Origin of the sequence: Kitasatospora sp. NBC_00458 (genome assembly GCF_036013975.1) — a bacterium.
In the GTDB taxonomy this organism is placed as follows: domain Bacteria; phylum Actinomycetota; class Actinomycetes; order Streptomycetales; family Streptomycetaceae; genus Kitasatospora.
This window is the reverse complement of record NZ_CP107904.1, coordinates 7,613,679-7,635,196: the sequence shown is the minus strand read 5'-3', so window position 1 is coordinate 7,635,196 and position 21,518 is coordinate 7,613,679. Positions and strand designations below refer to the sequence as shown.

Here is a 21,518-nt window from a genome sequence, read left to right as displayed (position 1 = left end):
GTGCGCATTCCGGCGGCGCCGCGGGGCGGGGACCGCGCGGCGCCCGCCCGGGCCGGTGGGGGGCGGGCCGGCGAGAGGCGCGGGAGGGGCGCCGGGAGGACGGTCCGGAGCGGGCGGCGCGAGGGGCGCGCGCACCCGCCGCCGGGCTGACTCCGGCGCGATCGGTGCTGGCAGGATGGGGGAATGCAGCTCTCCGGACTCCACGTCTACCCCGTCAAGTCGATGTACCGTCTGAGCCCCGACAGCGCCCGGGTCGAACCGTGGGGCCTGTCCGGCGACCGCCGCTGGATGCTCGCCGACGCGACCGGGCGGTTCGTGACCCAGCGCGAGAACGCCGCCCTCGGCCGGATCCGCACCGAGCTCCTCGCCGACGGCACACTCGTCCTGACCGCTCCCGGGGGCGCCCGCGCCGAGATTCCCGCGCCCTCCGCGGCCCTCGGCGACCAGCTCGCCGAGGTGGAGGTCTGGGGCACCCGCTTCCGGGCCGCCGAGGCCGCCAAGGAGGCCCGGCTGTGGATCGAGGAACACGTGGGCGACTACCGCCTGGTGCACCTGGACGACCCGCGGGCCCGGCCGGTCGACCCGGCGTTCTCCGCCCCCGGCGACACCGTCTCGATGGCCGACGGGTTCCCGCTGCTGCTCACCACCACCGCCTCGCTGGCGCGGCTCAACGCGCTGATCGCCGCCGATCACCCGGAGGGCCACGAGGAGCTGCCGATGGAACGGTTCCGCCCCAACGTGGTCGTCTCCGGCGGCGAGCCCTGGGCCGAGGACGGCTGGCGCCGGATCCGGATCGGGGAGCTGACCTTCCGGGTGGTCAAGCCGTGCGGGCGCTGCGTGGTCACCACCACCGACCAGGAGAGCGGCGAACGGCGCGGCCCCGAGCCGCTGCGCACCCTGGCCCGGCACCACCGGCTGATCAAGAAGGCCGCGTTCGGGCAGAACCTGATCCCCGAGCGCCCGGCCGGTGTCGAGGGCGACGTGCTCGGCACCCTGCGGATCGGCGACGAGGTCGAGGTGCTGGAGGACGGCGCGCAGTGGCCCGCCGACCGGCCGGCGGACCGGCCGGCCTGACGCCCGCCCGGCCACGGCTCCCGTGGCCCCGCATGGGGAGGGAGCGCGGTCCGTACCCGCGTACCGGAACCGGAAGTGTGCGCGCTCGTTGAAGCATGTGGTGAACCCGCGACGGTCCCCGGTCCGCGGGGCGGCGGACGGGCCGGAGCACCCGTCCGGGCGCGCTACGGTGGGCGGACGGCCCGCGCACCCGCGTGCACCGCTCCCGGAGGCGTCCCACGTGGGTGAAGCCGCGCCCGCGCGCGTCAGGTCCGTAGATCGCCGGCTCGATGAAGGTGGGACGACAGACCGTCATGGCTGAGCACAGGGTTCGGGTCACCCAGGACAGCGCATCCCGCTGGCGACGCCGCGCCGGCGAGTACGACACGCTCGCGGAGGCCCTGGCGGCCGCCGAACCGGGCGACACCGTCACGGTGCGGCCGGGCACCTTCCGGGAGAACGTCGTCCTGGACAAGCCGGTCACGATCGTTCCCGCCCAGGGCCCCGGCACGGTCCGGATCGACCCGCCGGGCGGGGTGCCGCTGACGGTCACCGCCGCCGCGACCGTCCGCGACCTGGTGATCGAGGGCAGCGACAGCTCCGTCCCGGCGGTGCTGGTGACCGGGGAGGCGGCCGCGCCCTCGTTCACCGGCTGCCGGGTGGAGACCCGTTCGTCCGCCGGTGTGGAGGTGACCGGGGGCGCCCGGCCCACCCTGCGGGGCTGTGTGGTGGCCAACCCGACCGGGCTCGGCCTGCGGCTGCGCGGCGCGGGCACCGCGGCCGCGTTCGAGGACTGCGAGGTGTCCGCCGCCGGCCAGGCCGGGCTGGCCGTGCTCGGCGGCGCCACCGCCGCCCTCGACCGCTGCCGGGTGCACCACGCCGCCGGCGCGGGCGTCCTGCTCTCCGATCCGGGCAGCGCGGCCGAACTGACCGGCTGCGAGATCTACGAGATCCGGGGCAGCGGCGTCCAGGCCGAGTCGCAGGCGGGCGGGCGGCTGGTCGACTGCGACATCCACCGGGTCACCGGCAACGGGCTCACCCTGGACGGCGAGGCCGAGCTGGTGCTGACCGGCTGCCGGGTGCACGACCTGCCCGAGAACGGCGCCGACCTGCGCGGCCGGGCCCGGCTCAGCCTCGCGAACTCCACCGTGAGGGACTTCGGCCGCGGGGCGCTCTCGGTCTGGGACCAGGGCACCGAGGCGACCGCCGAGTCGTGCGAGATCCACGGCTCGACCGGCGAGTACCCGGCGCTCTGGGTCAGTGACGGCGCCCGGCTCACGCTCACCGACTGCGCGCTGCACGACCTGCCGGACGCGCTGTTCGTCCTGGACCGCGACTCCGCGGCCGTCGCGGAGGGCTGCTCGTTCAGCCGGATCCGCAGCTCGGCGGTCTCGGTCAGCGGCGGCGCGACGGTCAACCTCACCGGCTGCCGGGTCCAGGAGGCCGGCACCGGGCTCTGGTTCCGCGACCACGGCAGCGGGGGCCTGCTGCGGGACTGCGAGATCTCCGACGTGGCGACCGGCGTGATCGTCACCAAGGGCGCCGACCCGGTGCTGCGCGACTGCACCGTCCGGGCCGGATCGGACGCCGGCGTCTACGTCTCGGCGCAGGGCCGGGGCACCTTCGAGGACTGCCGGGTCTCCCACGGCAAGGGCTTCGGCTTCCACATCATCGACGGCTGCCGGACGGTGCTGACCAGGTGCCGGGCCGAGCAGAACGAGCGGGCCGGCTTCGAGTTCTCCGAACCGGGCCCGGTGGTGGACGGCTGCACCTCGGACGACGTGGTGGCGGCGCCCGCGCCGGCGCTCGACCTGCCGGCCCCCCGCGCCACCCAACTGACCGCCGCCGCGGTGTCGTTGGCCTCCTCCGCCCCGGCCGCCGCGGCGATCGGACCGATCCCCGACTGCCGGCCGGCCGACGAGGCGCTCGCCGAGCTCGACGGCCTGGTGGGCCTCGCCACCGTCAAGCAGGAGGTGCGGACGCTGATCGACCTGATCTCGGTCGGCCGCCGCCGCAGGCAGGCCGGGCTGAAGGCGCCCTCGCTCCGCCGCCACCTGGTCTTCACCGGCGCCCCCGGCACCGGCAAGACCACGGTGGCCCGGCTCTACGGCGAGATCCTGGCCTCGCTCGGCGTGCTGCAGCGCGGCCACCTGGTCGAGGTGGCGCGGGTCGACCTGGTCGGCGAGCACATCGGCTCGACCGCGATCCGCACCGCCGCGGCCTTCGACCGGGCGCGCGGCGGGGTCCTCTTCATCGACGAGGCGTACACCCTGGCCCCCGAGGACGGCGCCCGCGACTTCGGCCGGGAGGCGATCGACACCCTGGTGAAGCTGATGGAGGACCACCGGGACGAGGTGGTGGTCATCGTGGCCGGCTACACCGCGGAGATGGAGCGCTTCCTCTCCGCCAACCCCGGTGTCTCGTCGCGCTTCTCACGGACCGTGGGCTTCCCCGACTACTCGGCGGACGAGCTGCTCCAGATCGCCCGGGCCCAGTGCGCCGAGCACGAGTACGCCCTCCCGGACGACACCGCGAGTGCCCTCCTGGCGCATTTCGCCACGATCGAGCGCGGCCCCAACTTCGGCAACGGCCGCACCGCCCGACAGGTCTTCGAGACCATGGTCGAACGCCACGCGATGCGCGTCGCCCAGCTCGCCGACCCGTCGACGGAGGAGCTCCAACTCCTCGTCCCCGCCGACCTGCCGGCCGCCCGGCTGCCGTAGCCGGGTGGGGGCGCCCCGGCGGGCGTCCCCACCGGGCGCCGGCCGTCAGCCGCCCGCGGCCGTCCCGTCCACGCCCCCCGTCCCGTCCGCGCCCTCCGTCCCACCCACGCCCTCCGCCCCGCCGGCCGGCTCCCCCAGCATCACGGCGACCAGCAGCTCCAGCCGCCGCCGCGCGAAGTCCGGGCGCAGCCGGCCGCCCCGGGTGAGGGTGGCCAGCCCGTGCAGGGCGGTCCAGACCACCTCGGTGAAGGTCTCCGGGTCCCGCGTGCCGGCGACCGCCGCGACCGGGCCGGCCAGGGCCGCGAAGGCCTCCTTGAGCGGGGCGGGCGAGTCCGGGCGCCCGAACGGCAGGTCCGTGGCGAGGGTGAACATGGCGTCGTAGAGCGCGGGACCGGCGGCCGCGAAGGCCGCGTAGGCGTCGACGACGGCGGCGAAGCCCGCGGCCGGACCGTCGGCCTCCCGTGCCGCGGCGCGCAGGTCGGCGGCGAGTTCGGCGAATCCCTCCAGCGCGACGGCGGCGACGATCGCGTCCCTGTTGGCGAAGTGGGTGTAGAGCACCGGCTGGCTGTACTCGATGCCGCCGGCCAGCCGGCGGATCGTCACCGCCTCCCAGCCTTCGGCCTCGGCGAGGGCGCGGGCGGTCCGGATGATCAGCTGATGCCGTTCGGCGCGTTCGCGCTCGCGGCGGTCCTGGGTGGCCATGGCAAGAATTCTAGCAGTGCTAGACAATCGAGCATCGCTCGCGCTAACGTCGTTCCAGAAGCTAGCGCCGCTAGGAGATCTAGCGGAAGCAGCACCTGCCGCAGTCGACCGAGGGGGATCCACCATGTCCAGCACCACTGCCACCACCACCGCCGTCCAGACCACCGCCGCCCGGACCGCCACCACCGGCACCGCGACCACCAGCACCGGCACCGGCCGCACCCTCCGCGAGAAGGTCGCCACCACCCTCGCCGTACTGCTCGCACTGGGCATCGGCTACATCGGCGTCAGCTACCTGTTCGCCCCGGAGAGCACGGTGTCCGGCTTCGGCCTCCCCGAGTGGCCGCACGGCGAGGCCGCCGCGTTCTTCTCCATCAAGGGCATCCGCGACCTCGCCTCCGGCATCGCCGTCCTCGTCCTGCTCGGCACCGGGCACCGCCGGGCCCTCGGCTGGCTGCTGCTGGTCGACGCGCTCATCCCGCTGGACGACGCGCTCAACGTCCTGAGCCACCACGGCTCGGCGGCCGCCGCGTACGGCATCCACGGCGCCACCGCCGTGGCGGTCGCGCTGACCGGCGCACTGTTCCTCACCGAGCGCCGGCCCACCGCCTGACCCCGGGTCCCGGCCCCGCGAGCCCGCGCGAACCGGGAGACCGCGAGCCCGCGCGAACCGGGAGACCGCGAGCCCGCGCGAACCGGGTGGCCCCGGAGACCGGAACCCCCGGACGCGCCCCCGCTCAGCCCACCCAGGCGCCGCCGGCCAGGAACGACTCCAGCCCGTCCCGGTACGGGGCGATGTCGATCCGCTCGCCGGCCAGCCAGTCGTCCGAGTAGTACTTGTCGAGGTAGCGGTCACCCGGGTCGCAGATCAGGGTGACCACGCTGCCGCGCTCCCCCGCCGCCCGCATCTCGGCGACGACCCGCAGCGCACTCCACAGCCCGGTCCCGGTGGACGCGCCCGCCTTCCGGCCGAGGACGCCGTCCAGCACCCGGATCGCGGCGATCGAGGCGGCGTCTGGGACCTTCATCATCCGGTCGATCGCCCCGGGCACGAAGCTGGGCTCCATCCGGGGCCGGCCGATCCCCTCGATCCGCGAGCCGCTGTCGCAGACCGCGTCCGGATCGTGCCGGACCCAGCCGTCGAAGAAGCAGGAGTTCTCCGGATCGGCCACGCAGATCCGGGTGTCGTACTGCATGTAGTGGACGTACCGGGCGATGGTCGCCGAGGTGCCGCCGGTGCCGGCGGTGGCCACGATCCAGGCCGGCTCGGGGTGCGGCTCCAGGCGCAGCTGGGCGAAGACCGACTCGGCGATGTTGTTGTTGCCGCGCCAGTCGGTGGCCCGCTCGGCGTAGGTGAACTGGTCCATGTAGTGGCCGCCGGTCTCCTCGGCGAGCCGCGCGGAGGCCTCGTACACCTCGTCCGAGCGCTCGACCAGGTGACACTCCCCGCCGTGGAACTCGATCAGGTCGATCTTGGACTGGCTGGTGGACTTGGCCATCACCGCGACGAACGGCACCCCGACGAGCTGCGCGAAGTACGCCTCGGAGACGGCGGTGGAACCGCTGGAGGCCTCGATCACCGGCTTGCCGGGGCGGATCCAGCCGTTGCAGAGCCCGTAGAGGAAGAGCGAGCGGGCCAGCCGGTGCTTGAGCGAGCCGGTCGGGTGGGTGGACTCGTCCTTGAGGTAGAGGTCGATGCCCCACTCGGTGGGGAGCGGGAAGCGGAGCAGGTGGGTGTCGGCGGAACGGTTGGCGTCCGCCTGGACCTTGCGCACCGCCTCCTTGAGCCAGCGCCGGTACTCGGCGTCGGATCGGTCGACGTCGACGGTCGGCTCGACGGTCGGCTGGGTGCTCATGGCCACTCTCCTCGTACGGGTCGTTCGAGTCCTTCGAAGCCCCCTCCGAGTACTCACTACGAGTGTACGAGAGTCACGATAAGTGACATTATGCGAAAGCCCAGCTTCCGCTTATCCCCCTGGTCCGACCGCCCGGCACCCCGCTCGCCCCGACCGGCGACCTTCCGGCCCCGCCCCCGGCCGTCCGGCCCCCGACCGCCCGGCCCCGCGCTCAGCCCGGGAGCACCGACTGCGGGTCCGCCAGGTACGGCAGCCACCCCAGCTCGGCCGCCCCCGCCAGCGCGCTGTGCGCGAGTTCGGCGCCGACGATCGGCACCCGGCCGCTGCGCCCCCAGAGGCTGCGTTCGGCGACGACCGCGCGCAGCCGGTCCGGCGCCGCCTCCAGCAGGTCGCGGTGGAGCCCGCTGAGCACCACCCGGTCGGGGTTGAGGATGTTGGCGACGCCGGCCAGCCCGAGGCCCAGCCGGTCGATGACGTGCTCGACGGCGGCCCGGGCCCGCTCGTCGGTGGCGGCGGCCCGGCAGAGTTCGCGCCCCTGGTCGAGCAGCGGGCGGTCCGGGTCGGGGGTGAGCCCGGCGGCGGCGAAGAGCGCGTCGGGGTCGGTCTCGGAGTTGAGGCAGCCCCGGTTCCCGCAGCCGCAGGGGCGGCCCTGCGGGTCGACGGTGAGGTGGCCGACCTCCAGGGCGAGGCCGGCGCTGCCGGTGTGCAGCCGGCCGTCGATGACCAGCGCGCCGCCGACGCCCCGGTGGCCGGAGGTCACCAGCAGCAGGTGGCGGGCCCCGCGCCCGGCGCCGTGCCGGTACTCGGCGAGGGCGGCGAGGTTGGCGTCGTTGGCGATCGCGGTGGGCAGCGGGTCGAGCGCCCGCGGGCCGTGGTCGGCGCGGCCCACCTCGACGTCGTACAGGTCGGCGACGGGGGTGCCGCTGGGCCAGGCGAAGTGCAGGGCGGCGAGCGCGGTGCCGTCCGGTTCGGTGACCGGGTTGGGCAGCGCGAGCGCGGCGCCGAGGCAGCGCCGGTCGGTGTCGCGGGCGAGTCCGGCACCGGCCTGGGCGACGGCGCGCAGCAGTCGCACCGGGTCGGTGGCGGCGGGCAGCGGGAGGTGGAGCGGCGGGTCGAGCAGTCCGCCGAGTCCGGCCAGGGTGACGCTCAGACCGTCGGCGTGGATCTGTCCGGCGATCACCACCGGGCCCGCGGGGTCGATGGCGAGCCGGTGCGAGGGGCGGCCGCGGCCGCCGCCGGCGGGGCGGGAGTCGACCGTGATCAGGCCGAGCGCCTCCAGTTCGGCGGTGACGGCTCCGGCGGTGGCCCTGGTGACGTCCAGCGCGCGGGTGAGCGCCGAGCGGGTCGGCGTCTGGCCGGTGTGGATGAGCGAGAGCGCCGGTCCCAGCAGCGTCCGGCCGCGGTCGGGAGCCGAGCGGCGGTGGGCGTCGCGCTGCGCGTCGGAGTCGGCTCCGGAGCCGGGCCTGGGACTTGATGGTGTGAGCTGCACGTGCCTATTGTTACTTTGTGCCGCTCCGAAACAAAATCCGTCCCCTCGCCCCCGCCGACCCGCCGTCCCCCCAGTCTCGCAGCAACACCCCCGATCCCCACAGCCCCGACCTCACTCGATACCGCGGCGGACCCTCCGCCGGGCCCTCCGCCCGCACCGCCTGGAGTGCCGCGCGGATCGCCCTCACCGCCTTCTTCGCGGTCGACGGCTTCCTCTTCGCCGCTTGGGTCGTCCGCATCCCGGACATCCGGAGCCAGGTCAGCGCCTCCCACAGCGCCCTCGGACTGGCCCTGCTCTGCGTCTCCGCCGGGGCCGTCGCCACCATGCCGGTCGTCGGGCGGCTCTGCCTGCGGTACGGGTCGCGGCCGGTCACCGTCGCCTCCCTCGCCCTGCTCAGCCTGGCCGTCCCGCTGCCCGCCCACACCCACTCGGTGGCCGCCCTCGGCGGCGTCCTGTTCCTCTTCGGCGCCGGGTACGGCGGCGCCAACGTCGCCATGAACAGCGCCGCCGTCGAGATAGTCGCCGAACTCCGGCGCCCCGTCATGCCCAGCTTCCACGCCGGCTACAGCCTCGGCGGCCTGCTCGGCGCGGGCGCCGGCGGCCTGGTCGCGGGCGCCGTCACCGCCGGCTGGTCACTCGCGCTCAGCGGTCTGCTGGGCCTGGCGGTCACCGCGGTCGCTGGCGCCGTGCTGCTGCGCAGCCCGGCCGCGGGCGTGCCCGCCCCGGCGGCCGCGACCGACCCCGAAGCCGCAGGCGGGACCGGATCCGGGACCGAGGCCGGGACCGAGACCGGGACCGGGACCGAGACCGGATCCGACGGCCGCCCGGCGCACACCCGGCTGCTCGTCCTCCTGCTCGGCCTCACCGCGCTCTGCTGCGCGTACGGCGAGGGCGCCGTCGCCGACTGGACCACCCTGCACCTGACCGACGACGTCCACGCGAGCGCCGGAGTGGCCGCCGCCGGCTACGTGGCCTACGCACTCGCCATGACGACGGGCCGGATCGGCGGCTCCTGGCTCTCCGCCCGGCTCGGCCAGACCCGGCTGATGGTCCTCGGCGGGCTCACCGCGGCGGCCGGGATGCTGCTCGCCGCGCTCGCCCCGGCGGTGCCGCTCGCCCTGGCCGGATTCGTGCTGGTCGGGCTCGGCCTGGCCAACATCTTCCCGCTCGCCATCGCCCGGGCGGGCGCCGGCGGCGGCCCGCAGGCGGTGGCGTTCGCCTCCACCCTCGGGTACGGCGGCATGCTCATCGGCCCGCCCGTCATCGGCTTCCTCGCGGACGCGAGCAGCCTCCCGCTCGCCCTCACCACCGTGGCGGCCGCCGCCGTCGCCGCCGCCGTCCTCCCCCTCACCGCCCGCAGGCGCTGACCCGCCGCCCGACGACCTGCCCCGTCCCGTCCCCGCCGGCATCCCCACCGCCCGCCACGGGACCGGACCGGCGTCGCCGCCGCGCCCGCGACCACCCGGCCGGGGCCCGACGACCCACCGCTCGGCCCACCACCCGCCGCCCAGAGGCCCCCCGGCCCGCCCCGCCGTGCGAGGATGCGCGCCATGACGAGCAACAGCGGACCGGTCCGGCTCCTCCCCGCCGCCGAGCGCCCTGCCACGGCCTGGCGGAACGGCGGCGGAGTGACCAGGGAGGTGGCCGGGTGCCCCGCAGGCTCCGGGCTGGACGACTTCGGCTGGCGGGTCAGCCTGGCGGACGTCGCGTCGGCCGGCCCGTTCTCGGCCTTCCCGGGCATCGACCGGGTGATCACGCTGGTCGAGGGCGAGGGGATGGCCCTGACCGTCGACGGCGTCGAGCACGTCGTCGACGCCCCGTTCCGTCCGCTCGCCTTCGCCGGGGACGCGGCCACCGACTGCCGGCTGCTCGGCGGCCCGCTGGTCGACTTCAACGTGATGACCCGCCGCGGCCGCGTCACCGCCGAACTCCTGCTCGCCGACGCGCCCCGCGCGGTGGACGTCCCGGACGGCGCCACCGTCCTGCTGGTCTGCCTGTCCGGCACCGCGACCGCCGGCGCCACCGCCCTCGCCCGCTACGACGGCGCGCTCCTCGACGAGCCCGGCCCGTACGAGCTGCGGCCCGACGGCGTGACCGCCGTGATCACCTTCCGCGAAGCCAGCACCGCCTAGGACGACTTTGCAAAGTCCCGGCAGGGCTTTGCAAAGAGCTCGGTAGCCCGTGGACGCGACGGCGGGGAGCGCGTTTCCGCCGGCCACGGCGGCCCGGGTGCCGGAGCCCTCGGTCCCGGCACGGACGTGCCGCTGCGCAGGAAGTCGGCCGGTCCGACTTCCTGCGCAGCTCCCCCGCGACGGCGGCAGACCGCCCCCGCCCGCCTCAGCCGCCCACCCGCCTCAGCCGCAGATCACCGGCGTGGCGCGGGCCGGATCCAGGGCGTTGGCGACGAGGTGCAGCGCGGTCGGCGAGAAGGCGATCGCCACGTGCTCGGCCAGCGAGACCGGGCAACGGTCCTGCAGCACCACGTTGTTCACGTTCGCCCCGGTCAGGAACTGGGTCCGGTACGGCGTGACGACCTCGTCGTAGACCGTCGCGATCACGGTGTAGCGGACGCCCGGCACGGTGTCCGGCTTCGAGGCCATGGCCCGGTTGAAGTCCGAGCCCGCCACCTGGTCCCGGCACGCGGCGCACACGGTGTAGATCAGTTCGGCGACCCGCGGGAAGTACGGGGCCAGGTTGGCGATCCCGGAGAGCGTCGTGCCGTGGTTCGACGGCGCCAGTCCGATCACCTTGTCGACCTTCGCCGCGCCCCCGAGGAACTTCAGGTAGTAGTTCGGGAGCATGCCGCCCTGCGAGTGGCCCACGATGTCGACCTTCGCGGCACCGGTCGCCGTGCGCACGAGGTCGACGAACCGGCCCAGCTGGGCCGCCGACTCCGCGACCGGGCCGAGCCCGCCGATCGGCAGCAGCAGTCCGCTGCCGGACGAGGTGACTCCGGGGACCATGCCGTAGTCCAGGGCGAAGACGCAGTAGCCCTTGCCCTTCAGCAGCGGGGAGAGCGCGAGCCAGTTCTCGTACCGGTTCGCGAAGGTGCCGTGCACCAGGACGACCGGGTTCGGGTGCGCCGCGCTCGGCCGGCAGTTCCAGTCGTTGGCGCCGGGCGGCGACGCCACCTGGTCGCCGTCGGGCGGGAGTTCACCGGCCGGGGCGGTGACGGCGGGTACGGCGGTGACGGCGGCGGGCGCGGTGGGGGTCGCGTCCGCCGCCCGCGCCGCCCCGGCCGGGCCGCCGGCGAGCAGCGCGCCCGCCAGCAGGGCCGAGCCGAGCGGCCCGAGGATCCTGCGGCGTACCGGTCCTGCGGCGAAGCGGAGAAGTGGGGTTCTCAACTGTTGCCTCCACGGCGGAAGTTTGTTACCAACAGGTAACCCGAGTGGCTCCATCATGCGGTCGCCCCTCCGACCTGGCCCTTGGGTGTCCCCCAGACCTGGACGGTGATCCCTGTGACCGGTCACAATTCACCCGCCCGAGCCGCCGGCTGGCGGATCCCCGTGATCGGCGGCGTCCCCGCCGACCAGTGCCTGCTCGGCGCCGTACCGGAGTTGGTCGAAGCCGTCATCGCCGCACTGCTCGACCGGGTGCCGACGTACCGCCGACTGCCCCGCGAACAGCTCGCCGGCGAACTGGCCCAGGTCACCGAACGCCGGATCCGCGCGCTCGCCCACGCCGTCCGCACCGGGCTGCCCGCCCCCGCAGCGGAGTTCGCCGCCGTCCGGGAGGCCGCCGCACGGCGCGCCGAGGAGGGCGTGCCGCTGGACGCCGTCCTGCTCGCCCACCACCTGGGGCTGGAGGTCTGCTGGGAGCTCGTCACCCGGCACGCCCGCGACGGCGACGCGGCCGACCTGCTGGTGCTCAACCGGCTGCTGCTCGACCAGCTCCGCCAGGCGACCGCCGCCGCCGGCGCGGGCTACCTGGACGAACGGCGCTCCGGCGCCGACGAACGGCGGACCGCCCGGCACGCCCTGCTCACCGCCCTCCTCGACGGCGCACCCGCCGAGGAGGCCGCCGGACGCGCGGGGCTCCACCTCCCGGCCGCCTACGCCGTGCTCCGCCTCGCCGTCGACGACCACCCCGACGAGCGGGCCCCCGGCGTCGAGCGGACCGTGGCCGGGCACCGCAAGCTGCGCCGGATGCGCGCCGAACTCGACCACGCCACACGGCAGTCGGCACTCTCGTCGCTCACCGCCACCGGCGGGGTGGTGCTGGTCCCGCTGGAGCACCGGCCGGAGGCCGTACCGGACGGCGTCTGGCAGCGGCTCGCCGAGACCGTGGACCGCACCGCACGCGCGGCGGGCGTCACCGTCCGGGCCGGCGCGGCGGCCGCGGCACCGCCCGGGGTGCCGGCGGCGGCCGCCCTCGCCGACGAGGTGCTGCGCGTGGCGCGGGCCGTCGGCCGGCCTCCCGGGCTGCACCGGCTGGACGACCTCCTGCTCGAATACCAGCTCAGCAGGCCCAGCCAGGCCAGGTCGCGGCTCGCCTCACTGCTCGCACCCCTGGAGGAGGGCGGCGAGCTGCTCACCACCCTCCGCGCCCACCTGTCGGGCGGGCTGAACCGCCGTCACACCGCGCAGCTGCTCCACCTGCACCCGAACACCGTCGACTACCGGCTGCGCCGGATCGCCGTCCTCACCGGCCTGGACCCGGCCCGGCCCGCCGACCTGCCGCGCATCGCCGCGGCCATCGCCGCCCGGGACGCGGAGCGCGACACCGACCACCGCACCGGGTCCACCGGTGACCACCACACGCTCGGCCATCACACGGCCGACCACCGCACGACCGGCCACCACACGGCCGACCACCGCACCGGCCGCGGTTCGGATCGCGCCCGGGAACCGGTCCGGCGTGATCCGAAGGACACGCCGTAGCCCCACGCCCCCGTACCGCGTCGGCCCCCGCGCCACGCCACCGGCCCGACGGCCCCGGTCTCAGCCCTCCGACTCGCCCGGCAGCCGCAGGTCCCACCCGGCGAGCGCCCGCAGTTGCGCGGCGGTCACGTCGTCCGGCAGCGGCCTGGGCGCCTCGGTGCGGAACGGCGGCTGCCAGCCCTCCTGCTCCGTCCAGCGGCGGACGACCTTCGCCGGCGCGCCCGCGACCACCGTGTGGTCCGGCACCTCGCCGCGCACCACCGAGCCGGCCGCGACGACCACGTTGCGGCCCAGCCGCGCACCGGGGAGGATCACCGCGCCGGTGCCGATCCAGCTGCCCGCGCCGATCTCGACCGGCTCGTTGCGCGGCCACTGCTTGCCGATCGGCAGGTCGGTGGCGCGGTACTCGTGGGCCTGGTCGGATATGTAGACACCGGGGCCGGTCCAGACGTCGTCGCCGAGCACGATCGACTGGTGGCCGACGATGTGGCTGTCCCGTCCGATCACGCAACCGCCGCCGATCCGCACGATCGGCTCGGGGCCGAGGTCGAGACCCGGCAGGAACCCGGCGCTGATGGTGACCCGCTCGCCGATGATCGAGAACGGGCCGATGGTGATCCACTGCTCGTTGAACACCGCCCCGAGCGGGAAGGTCAGCTTGGTCCCGGCCCCCAGCTCACCGAACCGGTACGGCCCGGGGTTCTCGCAGGACACCGCGCCCGCCCGCTGCACCCACTGCCAGCCCCGGTGGACCGCCCGGCTCGCGGCGCGCCGGCCACCGGCCCGGACAGCGGTGAACAGGGAACGCGTGATCGACATGCGCTCACGTTACCGGTCCGTAGGACGCCCCCGGCGCGGAGGCGGCCAAGGTCACACGGCCACCGCGGGACGACCGACGGGGCGCCGCGGGACGACCGGGCGAGGCCGCCGCAGGACGGCCCGGGGGCTGCGCGGCGACCCCCGAGAAACTGCCAACCTGCCGCCGCTTTCCGCCGACCGTCCCGGTGACCGGGTCCGGGAACCGCCGGCGCTGGAAGACTCTCGGCCCATGGAGATCACCGACCACATCGACGCACTGCGGCGCGAGGGCACCCTGCTCGCGGACGCCGCAGCCGGCACCGACCTCGCCGCGCCGGTCCCCACCTGCCCGGACTGGCGGCTGCGCGACCTGGTGCTGCACACCGGCCAGGTGCACCGCTGGGTGACGGCCAACGTCCGCGACGCGCACCGCACCCGGATGGACGCCGACGGCGAACGCGCCGCCTGGGGCCCGGAGCCCGACGACGCGGACCTGGTCGACTGGTTCCGGACCGGCCACGCCACCCTGGTGGCGACGCTCACCGCGGCCCCGGCCGACCTGGACTGCTGGAGCTTCCTGCCCGCGCCCAGCCCGCTCGCGTTCTGGGCCCGCCGCCAGGCGCACGAGACGGCGGTGCACCGCACCGACGCCGACGCGGCGGCGGGCGTCGAGGGTCCCCGGGTCGACGCGGAGCTCGCGCTGGACGGGATCGACGAGCTGCTGCGCGGGTTCATGTCGCTCGACCGGACCCGGGTGCGCAGCGAGCGGCCCCGGACGGTGCTCGTCCGCCCGACCGACGGCGACCGGCCGGGTCCCTGGCTGCTGACCGTCAGCCGGGAGCAGCTGTCCGTGGAGCTCCCGCCGGGCGGACCCGCCGACGCCCCGGCCGCCGACCTGACGCTCTCCGGCCCGGCCCACGACCTCTACCTGCTGCTGTGGAACCGGCTGCCCGTCGACACCGACCGGGTGACCCGCTCCGGCGACCGGTCGCTGCTCGACCTCTGGCGCGAGGGCGCCGCCGTCCGCTGAAGCCGACGCCCCTGGCGTGACGCGGCTCCGGACCGCACACCCCACCCGGTCGACGCCGTCACCCGGCCGACGCCCGCACCGCCCACGACGACCGGGCGACCGGGTGACCGGGCGACCGGCGGTCCGGAGTCCGCCGCCCGTCAGCGGGCCCAGCGGGCCGGGCGCTTCTCCAGGAACGACCGCATCCCCTCCTGCGCCTCCTCCGAGCCGAACAGCCGTGCCGACAGCTCGACCAGCTCGTCGGCGTCCCGTTCGAAGGACCGCACCACCTCGGCGTTGGCCAGCCGCTTCGACTGGGCGAGGCCCTGCGGCGAGCCGAGCCGGAGGGCGTCCAACAGGCCCTTCAGCGCGACGGCGGCGGCCTCGGCGGAGTCGGCCGCCTGCGTGATCAGCCCGATCCGGGCCGCCTCGGCGGCGTCGAAGACCTCGCCGGTCAGGTAGTAGCGGGAGGCCGCGCGCGGGTCCAGCTTGGGGCGCAGCGGCAGCGAGATGACGGCGGGCGCCAGCCCGAGCCGGACCTCGGTGAACGCGAAGGTGGCGGCCGGCCCGGCGACCGCGAGATCGGCCGAGCCGACCAGCCCGAGGCCGCCGGCGCGGACGTGCCCGTCGATGACGGCGATGACCGGCTTGGCGCAGTCCACGATCGCCCGCTGGAGGTCGACCAGGCCCCGCGGGCCGACGGTCGGGTCCGCTCCGGTCGCCTCGGAGAGGTCGGCGCCGGCGCAGAAGACCTTGCCGGCGTGGGTGAGCACGACCGCGCGCACCTCCGGGTCGGCCGCGGCGGCGGCGAGGCCGGCGGTGAGTTCGGCCATCAGCCGGGTGGAGAGCGCGTTCCGGTTGTGCGGGGAGTCGAGGGTGAGGGTGGTGACGGCGTCCTCGGTGGTGACGTGGACGAGGGGCGCTTCGCGGGTCATCGGTGCGGTCCTGCTTTCCGGCTGAGGGTGGGTCGGAGGGGGCGGACGCCGTCCGGTGGGGCGCCGCCCGGACGACTCTGACATGCCCACCCTCCGCTCGACCAGAGCCACCCGTGCCCGGACCGCCGATCCGGTGCCCGGGCGCGGCGGCCGACCCACCGGCCGCCGCGCCTCCCCGGTCCCGGCCGCCGGTCCCGGCCCGCCCCGGAAACACACTGGTGCGGTGATCATCCGTCGGCCACGATGACCTCATGACCACCGAACCCGGGCGGCGCGCCGCCCACCTGACCCACATCACCGAGCCTCCCGGCGTGGCCCCGGGCACCGGCTACACGCAGGTCGTCACCGGCACCGGCCGGCTGGTGGCCGTCTCCGGCCAGGTCGCCTTCGACGAGGAGCGGCGCCTGGTCGGGCCGGGCGACCCGAAGGCGCAGGCCCGGCAGATCTTCGAGAACATCCGCCGCTGCCTGGCCGCAGCCGGGGCGGACTTCTCGGACCTCGTGAAGCTCACCTACTTCCTCACGGACATCGAGCATCTGGCCGCCGTCCGCGAGGCGCGGAACGAGTTCTTCGGCGACACCCCGCTCCCGACCAGCTCGGCGATGCAGGTCTCGGCGCTGTTCCTGCCCGAGGTGCTGATCGAGATCGAGGCGCTCGCGGTGGTCCCGGAGTAGTCCTCGGCGGCTCCGCCGCAGCCGGTGCCCCCGGTACCAGTGGCTCCGGCCCGAGCACGGACGGGCCCGGTGCGGAAGTCGTCGGCGCGGCCCGGCCCGTGGCGCACCGCCCCGGGCCGGAGCGTGCCGTCGGCGCCGTCACCGCCGGCCTCCGCTGCCGCCACTGCCTCCGCTGCCACCGCCATCGCTGACGGCGCGTTCGCGTCCGGCCCACCGGACGGCGGGGCCCATGGCGAGGCCGGCGCCGGCGAGCAGCGCGCCGAGCGCGGCCCAGCCCGCCAGGCCGTACCCGATGACGACGGTCGAGACCACGGCCGGCCCGATCATCAGTGCCGCAGAGCTTCCGGCGTTGTAGACGCCCTGGTAGGCGCCGTGCGCGCGCTCGCCCGCCAGGTCGTAGCTGAGCGCCCAGCTGCCCGCCTGGCTCAGCACCTCGCCGATCGCCTGCAGCGCGACGCCGACCAGCAGCACCACGACGGCGATCGCGGCCGGAGCGCCGTGGGCGAGTGCGAGCACCAGGCAGGAGGCGGCCAGGATCAGCCCGGCCCGGCCGCAGGCGCGGGCGGCGGCGGCCGGTTCCTCCGTCCCCCTGGTGGCGCGGACCTGGAAGGCGATCACCAGCACGGTGTTGACGATCAGGGTGCCCGCCACGGTGATCCGGGGGGCGTCGGTCTGCTGGACGATCCAGAGCGGCACTCCGACCTCCAGCATCGCGAACTGCAGGCACAGGACCGAGCCGAGCGCGGTCACCAGCAGGAACGGCCCGTCGCGCAGCGCGGGGTTGCGGCCCCTCTCCCGCTCCGCCGCCACCGGCTTCGGCAGCTTCGCCTCCGCCGCCCGCCCGGCACCGCCCGTGCCGGGCACGGTCAGCCGCAGGAACAGCAGCGCCACGACCAGGTAGGAGGCGGCGTCCGCCAGGATCGCCGCCAGGTAGGCGGGCCGCGAGTCCAGGTGGAGGGCCACCGCGCCCACGCCCGTGCCGAGGCAGATGCCGACGTTGGTCACCACCCGCAGGTAGGCCCGGCCGGCGACCCGCTTGTCGGCGGGCAGCACCTCGGCGTAGAGCGCGCCGCGCACGGCGGAGGAACCGCGGTCGGCGGCGGCCACCAGACAGGCCAGCACCACGAACGCCGGGTAGCCGTCCACCAGGGTGTAGCCGAAGGTGCCGAGACCGGTGAGCGCCACCAGGGCGACCAGGATCCGCTGCGATCCCCAGCGGTCGGCGGCGCGTCCTGCGGGGACGCTCGCCACGACCCCGCAGAGCCCGGCCGCGGTGAGCGCCAGGCCGAGCTGGGCGGCGCTCAGTCCGAGGGTGCCGGTGAAGAAGAGCACGGCGACGGAGAGCGAGAGCCCGCTGCCGACGGTGTTGAGCAGGGTGATCCCGGCGAGCCGCCGGACCATCGGGTCGGGGTGCAGCAGCCGGGACGCCCGGGACGCGCGCCGCTCCGAGCGCCCGGGGCCGCCGGGGCCGCCGGCCTTCCCAGCACCCGCGGGCTCCCCCGCGAAGCCCGCGGCCGTGCCGCTGTTCGAGGCGTTCCCGGCCGCGCCGGTGTTCCCGGTGTTCGAGGCGTTCGAGGCGTTCCCGGCCGCCCGGTCGTTCCCGGGCGCGCCGGACGCGCCCGGCTCCGGCGGTCGTCCGTCGGGGGGTCCACCGCTTTCGGGCAGGCCGGAGGTAGGTGCGGCAGTCGCCGCCGGTGAGGTGGTCATGTCCAAGATCCCACCCCGACACCGCCCCTCAGCAGTACTGATTTAGGCTGGGCCTAAATGCAGTCGGCGACGGGGGGTCGCGTGCACCGGTTCAGACTCGGCCTGGCCGACCTGGCCTCCACCTGGTTCGCCTGCTCGCCGATCCAGGAGGCCTCGCTCAGCCTGCGGATGTGGACCCATCCCGGCGTCTACACACTCCAGTCCCCCGCCTTCGAGCGGATCCGGCCCTCGTTCGAACGGCTGGACTCCTCGCTGCTCCTCTCACTGGTCTCCTCCAACCGGTGGCTCCCGGACTTCCTGACACCCCGCCCGGCCACTCCCTCCCCGGACTTCCGCACCGAGCTGGCCGCCGTCCGGGCGCTCCCGCCCGAGCAGCTGCGCCCGGAACTCGAACGGACCTTCCTGCTGGACCACCGGCCGATGCCCGCCGTCCTGGCCGACGGGCTGGCCGATCCGGCCCGGCTGCTGACCCGGATCGCCGACGCGCTGGAGGAGTACTGGGAGTACTGCCTGGCGCCCGCCTGGTGGCCGCAGGCCCGCGCGGTGCTGGAGGCGGACCTGGTCTACCGGGCGCGGGTGCTGGCCCAGCAGGGGGCGGCGACGCTCTTCGCCGACCTCGACCGGCGGCTGCACTGGGCGGACGGCGTGCTCTCGATCGACCGGAACTGGGCGGACGCCGACGGCGATATCACCGTGCACGGCCGCGGACTCGTCCTGGTGCCGACGTTCTTCGCCCGGGGCGCGATCACGATGATCAGCGACGACCGTGCACCGCAGATCAGTTATCCGGCGCGCGGCCAGGCCGGAATGGCCGGACCGCGGCCGCCGGCCACCCCGCGCGCGCTGGAGCAGCTGCTCGGCACGCCGAAGTCGCGGCTGCTGACGCTGCTCGCCGAGCCGGCCACCACCACCGACCTCGCCTACCGGCTGGGTGTGACCGCGGGCGCGGTGAGCCAGCACCTGACCGTGCTGCACGCGACCGGACTGGTGAGCCGGGCCCGGCACGGCCGCTCGGTGCTGTACTCCCGCAGCCCGCTGGGGGACGAGTTGACCGGCGGCCCACGCCGCCCCTGAGGTGCGCCCGGCCGGGCCGCCCACCGCCCCGCCCACCTGCCCGTCCACCGGTCCGTCCACCGGTCCGCCGCGCACCTCCCGGGAGACCACCCCAACTCCCCACTGGTACAGACCTGTTGACGCATTGGTCCAGTCCTCCTACAGTTCCCATGCCCCGTCTCCCCACAAGCGCGGGCACGGATCGGCCACGCACCACCGCTCCGACAGGCGCCGATCAGGCACCACCCCGCACCACCCCGCACCATCCGTACGGTTCTACGTCACCCTGTCCAACCCCCACGTCACAGGGAGAACCATGTCCGCTCGACCCCGGGCGCACCGCCCGCGAGCGCGCCACAGACTGCTGGCGCTGCTGTCCGTCCTGCTCCTCCCGCTGGCCGCGATCACCGCACTGGCCACGCCGGCCAACGCCGCCGGGAAGCTCACCGCCACCTTCACCACGGAGAACAACGGCTCCTGGTGGAAGGGCACCTACATCGTCCGCAACGACAACGCCGCCGCCGTCTCCGGCTGGACCCTGGAGTTCGACCTCCCGGCCGGCGTGACCATCCAGAACAGCTACAACGGCACCGCGACGGCCAACGGCCGCCACGTCACGGCCACCAACGCGTTCTACAACGCCAACGTGCCCGCCCACGGCACCACCGAGCCGTACAGCTTCTGGTTCGTCGCCAACGGGCCGGTCGGCACGCCGACCGGCTGCCGCATCAACGGCGACAAGTGCGACGGGAGTTCGGACGTCCTGCCGTCCGCGCCCGGCACCCCCGTGGTCACCGACTCGACGGCGCACAGCCTCGCGCTGAAGTGGCCGGCCGCCACCGGCGGGGACTTCCAGGTCGCGTCCTACGAGGTGCTGAGCGGCACCACCGTGCTCGCCACCAGTGCCACCGCCGACGCCCTGGTCACCGGGCTGACCCCGGCCACCAGCTACACCCTGACGGTCCGGGCCAAGGACACCCGGGGCAACACCGGCCCGCTCAGCGTGCCGGTCACCGCCTCCACCTTCGACCCGGCCACCGACCCGGTCCCGCCCACCGCGCCGACCAACCTCCGTACCACCGCCGTGGGTTCGAGCGAGGTGACGCTCGCCTGGAACGCCGCCACCGACAACCTCAAGGTCGCCGCGTACGACGTCTACCAGGGCACCACCCTGGTCCGCACGGTCACCGGCTCCACGCTGACCGCCACCGTCACCAGCCTCTCCCCGTCCACCGCCTACACCTTCACGGTGAAGGCCCGGGACGGCGCGGACAACGCCTCGCCCGCCTCGGCGCCGCTCTCCGTCACCACCTCCGACCTGGTGGGTGCCGGGAAGTACGCCCGGGTCGGCTACTTCACCCAGTGGGGCATCTACGGCCGCCAGTACTTCGTCAAGAACCTCGACACCTCGGGCAGCGCGGCCAAGCTCGACGTCATCAACTACGCCTTCGAGAACATCGATCCGGTCAACCTCACCTGCATGGCCGGGGTCACCCGGGGCACCACCGCCAACCCGCAGGACCCGGACCAGGGCACCGGCGCGGGCGACGCGGACGCCGACTACGCCCGCCCGATGAGCGCGGCCCAGTCGGTGGACGGCGTGGCCGACGACGGCTGGGGCAAACTGCGCGGCAACTTCAACCAGTTGAAGAAGCTCAAGGCCAAGTACCCGAACCTGAAGGTCGTGGTCTCGCTCGGCGGCTGGACGTACTCCAAGTACTTCTCCGACGCGGCCGCCACCGAGGCCTCCCGGCAGAAGTTCGTCAAGTCCTGCATCGACGTGTGGATCAAGGGCAACCTGCCGCTCTACAACGGCGCCGGCGGCGACGGCGTGGCGGCCGGGATCTTCGACGGCATCGACCTCGACTGGGAGTGGCCCGGCTCCCCCGACGGCCACGCCGGCAACCACTACAACACCAACGACAAGGCCAACCTGACGCAGCTGCTGGCCGAGTTCCGCAAGCAGCTCGACGCGCTCGGCGGCTCGCACAAGCTGCTGACCGCCTTCACCCCGGCCGACCCGGTCAAGATCGACCAGGGCTGGGACCTCTCGAAGATCTTCAACTACCTGGACATCGCCAACGTCCAGGGCTACGACTTCCACGGCGCGGGCAGCGACAACTCGTGGGAGCCCAACCGCACCGGGCACCAGGGCAACCTCTACCCGGACGCCCAGGACCCGTACCCGAACCACTTCAGCGTGGACGCGGCGCTGAAGCCCTACCTCGACGCCGGGGTCAACCCGCGCAAGCTCACCATCGGCCTCGCCTTCTACGGCCGCGGCTGGCAGGGCGTGGCGGACGGCGGCGTCAAGGGCGAGTGGCAGAGCGCGACCGGCGCAGCCCCCGGCCAGTTCGCCGAGGAGGCCGGCACCCGCGGGTACAACAACCTGATCACCACCTTCCCCAACCTCTCCGTCTACCACGACGAACAGTCCGTCGCGACCTACGGGTACACCGGCGCGGGCGGGCAGTGGTGGACCTTCGACGACGCCTGGTCCATCGGCAAGAAGACGGCCTACCTGAAGTCGAAGGGCCTGCTCGGCGCGATGATCTGGGAGATGACGGGCGACACCCCGGGTGGCGCGCTCATCACGGCGATCGACAACGGGCTCAAGTAGCACCGCCGGTCGGCACCAC

The 21,518-nt window shown here is 75.0% G+C and carries 17 protein-coding genes; 10 read left to right on the top strand and 7 right to left on the bottom strand.

Annotated features, from left to right (window positions below):
- Window positions 1-183 precede the first annotated feature (183 nt).
- Together OG550_RS31175 and OG550_RS31170 are read left to right on the top strand one after the other, a co-directional pair.
- Window positions 184-1,074 (top strand): MOSC domain-containing protein, encoded by an 891-nt coding sequence (locus OG550_RS31175; RefSeq protein ID WP_327683176.1) that lies wholly within the window; start codon window positions 184-186, stop codon window positions 1,072-1,074.
- A 293-nt stretch (window positions 1,075-1,367) separates the two neighbouring features.
- Window positions 1,368-3,776: a right-handed parallel beta-helix repeat-containing protein gene (locus OG550_RS31170; protein ID WP_327683174.1), complete on the top strand. Its 2,409-nt coding sequence runs from the start codon at window positions 1,368-1,370 to the stop codon at window positions 3,774-3,776.
- 45 nt (window positions 3,777-3,821) lie between these two features.
- Here OG550_RS31170 and OG550_RS31165 read toward each other — a convergent pair whose 3' ends face one another.
- The gene (locus OG550_RS31165; protein WP_327683172.1) at window positions 3,822-4,478 is read right to left on the bottom strand and encodes a TetR/AcrR family transcriptional regulator; all 657 of its coding nucleotides are present in this window, start codon (window positions 4,476-4,478) and stop codon (window positions 3,822-3,824) included.
- Between the two features lie 124 nt (window positions 4,479-4,602).
- Here OG550_RS31165 and OG550_RS31160 point away from each other — a divergent pair, with 124 nt between their 5' ends.
- The gene (locus OG550_RS31160; RefSeq protein WP_327683170.1) at window positions 4,603-5,091 is read left to right on the top strand and encodes a DUF4267 domain-containing protein; all 489 of its coding nucleotides are present in this window, start codon (window positions 4,603-4,605) and stop codon (window positions 5,089-5,091) included.
- Between the two features lie 124 nt (window positions 5,092-5,215).
- Here OG550_RS31160 and OG550_RS31155 read toward each other — a convergent pair whose 3' ends face one another.
- Window positions 5,216-6,334, bottom strand: a complete 1,119-nt coding sequence (locus tag OG550_RS31155) for a PLP-dependent cysteine synthase family protein (protein WP_327683168.1) — start codon at window positions 6,332-6,334, stop codon at window positions 5,216-5,218.
- 211 nt (window positions 6,335-6,545) lie between these two features.
- Window positions 6,546-7,823 carry an ROK family protein gene (locus OG550_RS31150; RefSeq protein ID WP_442906108.1) on the bottom strand — a complete coding sequence of 426 codons (1,278 nt, stop codon included), beginning with the start codon at window positions 7,821-7,823 and terminating at the stop codon, window positions 6,546-6,548.
- 17 nt (window positions 7,824-7,840) lie between these two features.
- On the opposite strand from OG550_RS31150, the gene OG550_RS31145 reads away from it, so the two are divergent.
- A complete protein-coding gene (locus OG550_RS31145) occupies window positions 7,841-9,190 on the top strand; it encodes an MFS transporter (protein ID WP_442906107.1) in 1,350 nt (449 codons plus the stop codon).
- A gap of 183 nt (window positions 9,191-9,373) precedes the next feature.
- Complete coding sequence (locus OG550_RS31140; RefSeq protein WP_327683167.1) at window positions 9,374-9,955, top strand: HutD/Ves family protein; 582 nt, start codon at window positions 9,374-9,376, stop codon at window positions 9,953-9,955.
- A 222-nt stretch (window positions 9,956-10,177) separates the two neighbouring features.
- Here the strand turns inward: OG550_RS31140 and OG550_RS31135 are convergent, their stop codons facing one another.
- Window positions 10,178-11,167 carry an esterase/lipase family protein gene (locus OG550_RS31135; RefSeq protein ID WP_327683165.1) on the bottom strand — a complete coding sequence of 330 codons (990 nt, stop codon included), beginning with the start codon at window positions 11,165-11,167 and terminating at the stop codon, window positions 10,178-10,180.
- A gap of 114 nt (window positions 11,168-11,281) precedes the next feature.
- Between OG550_RS31135 and OG550_RS31130 the strand changes: the two genes are divergently transcribed.
- The gene (locus tag OG550_RS31130) at window positions 11,282-12,703 is read left to right on the top strand and encodes a PucR family transcriptional regulator (protein WP_327683163.1); all 1,422 of its coding nucleotides are present in this window, start codon (window positions 11,282-11,284) and stop codon (window positions 12,701-12,703) included.
- 60 nt (window positions 12,704-12,763) lie between these two features.
- On the opposite strand, the gene OG550_RS31125 is transcribed toward OG550_RS31130, so the two are convergent.
- A complete protein-coding gene (locus OG550_RS31125) occupies window positions 12,764-13,522 on the bottom strand; it encodes an acyltransferase (protein ID WP_327683161.1) in 759 nt (252 codons plus the stop codon).
- Window positions 13,523-13,751: 229 nt separating this feature from the next.
- Between OG550_RS31125 and OG550_RS31120 the strand changes: the two genes are divergently transcribed.
- The gene (locus OG550_RS31120) at window positions 13,752-14,531 is read left to right on the top strand and encodes a maleylpyruvate isomerase family mycothiol-dependent enzyme (RefSeq protein WP_327683159.1); all 780 of its coding nucleotides are present in this window, start codon (window positions 13,752-13,754) and stop codon (window positions 14,529-14,531) included.
- A 140-nt stretch (window positions 14,532-14,671) separates the two neighbouring features.
- On the opposite strand, the gene OG550_RS31115 is transcribed toward OG550_RS31120, so the two are convergent.
- A complete protein-coding gene (locus tag OG550_RS31115) occupies window positions 14,672-15,445 on the bottom strand; it encodes an enoyl-CoA hydratase family protein (RefSeq protein ID WP_327683157.1) in 774 nt (257 codons plus the stop codon).
- A gap of 251 nt (window positions 15,446-15,696) precedes the next feature.
- Between OG550_RS31115 and OG550_RS31110 the strand changes: the two genes are divergently transcribed.
- On the top strand, window positions 15,697-16,119 hold the full coding sequence (locus OG550_RS31110) for a RidA family protein (protein WP_327683155.1): 423 nt from the start codon (window positions 15,697-15,699) through the stop codon (window positions 16,117-16,119).
- Window positions 16,120-16,257: 138 nt separating this feature from the next.
- Here OG550_RS31110 and OG550_RS31105 read toward each other — a convergent pair whose 3' ends face one another.
- The gene (locus tag OG550_RS31105) at window positions 16,258-17,826 is read right to left on the bottom strand and encodes an MFS transporter (protein ID WP_327683153.1); all 1,569 of its coding nucleotides are present in this window, start codon (window positions 17,824-17,826) and stop codon (window positions 16,258-16,260) included.
- Between the two features lie 81 nt (window positions 17,827-17,907).
- Between OG550_RS31105 and OG550_RS31100 the strand changes: the two genes are divergently transcribed.
- Together OG550_RS31100 and OG550_RS31095 are read left to right on the top strand one after the other, a co-directional pair.
- The gene (locus OG550_RS31100) at window positions 17,908-18,900 is read left to right on the top strand and encodes an ArsR/SmtB family transcription factor (protein ID WP_327683151.1); all 993 of its coding nucleotides are present in this window, start codon (window positions 17,908-17,910) and stop codon (window positions 18,898-18,900) included.
- A gap of 295 nt (window positions 18,901-19,195) precedes the next feature.
- Window positions 19,196-21,499 carry a glycosyl hydrolase family 18 protein gene (locus OG550_RS31095; protein WP_327683150.1) on the top strand — a complete coding sequence of 768 codons (2,304 nt, stop codon included), beginning with the start codon at window positions 19,196-19,198 and terminating at the stop codon, window positions 21,497-21,499.
- Window positions 21,500-21,518 lie beyond the last annotated feature (19 nt).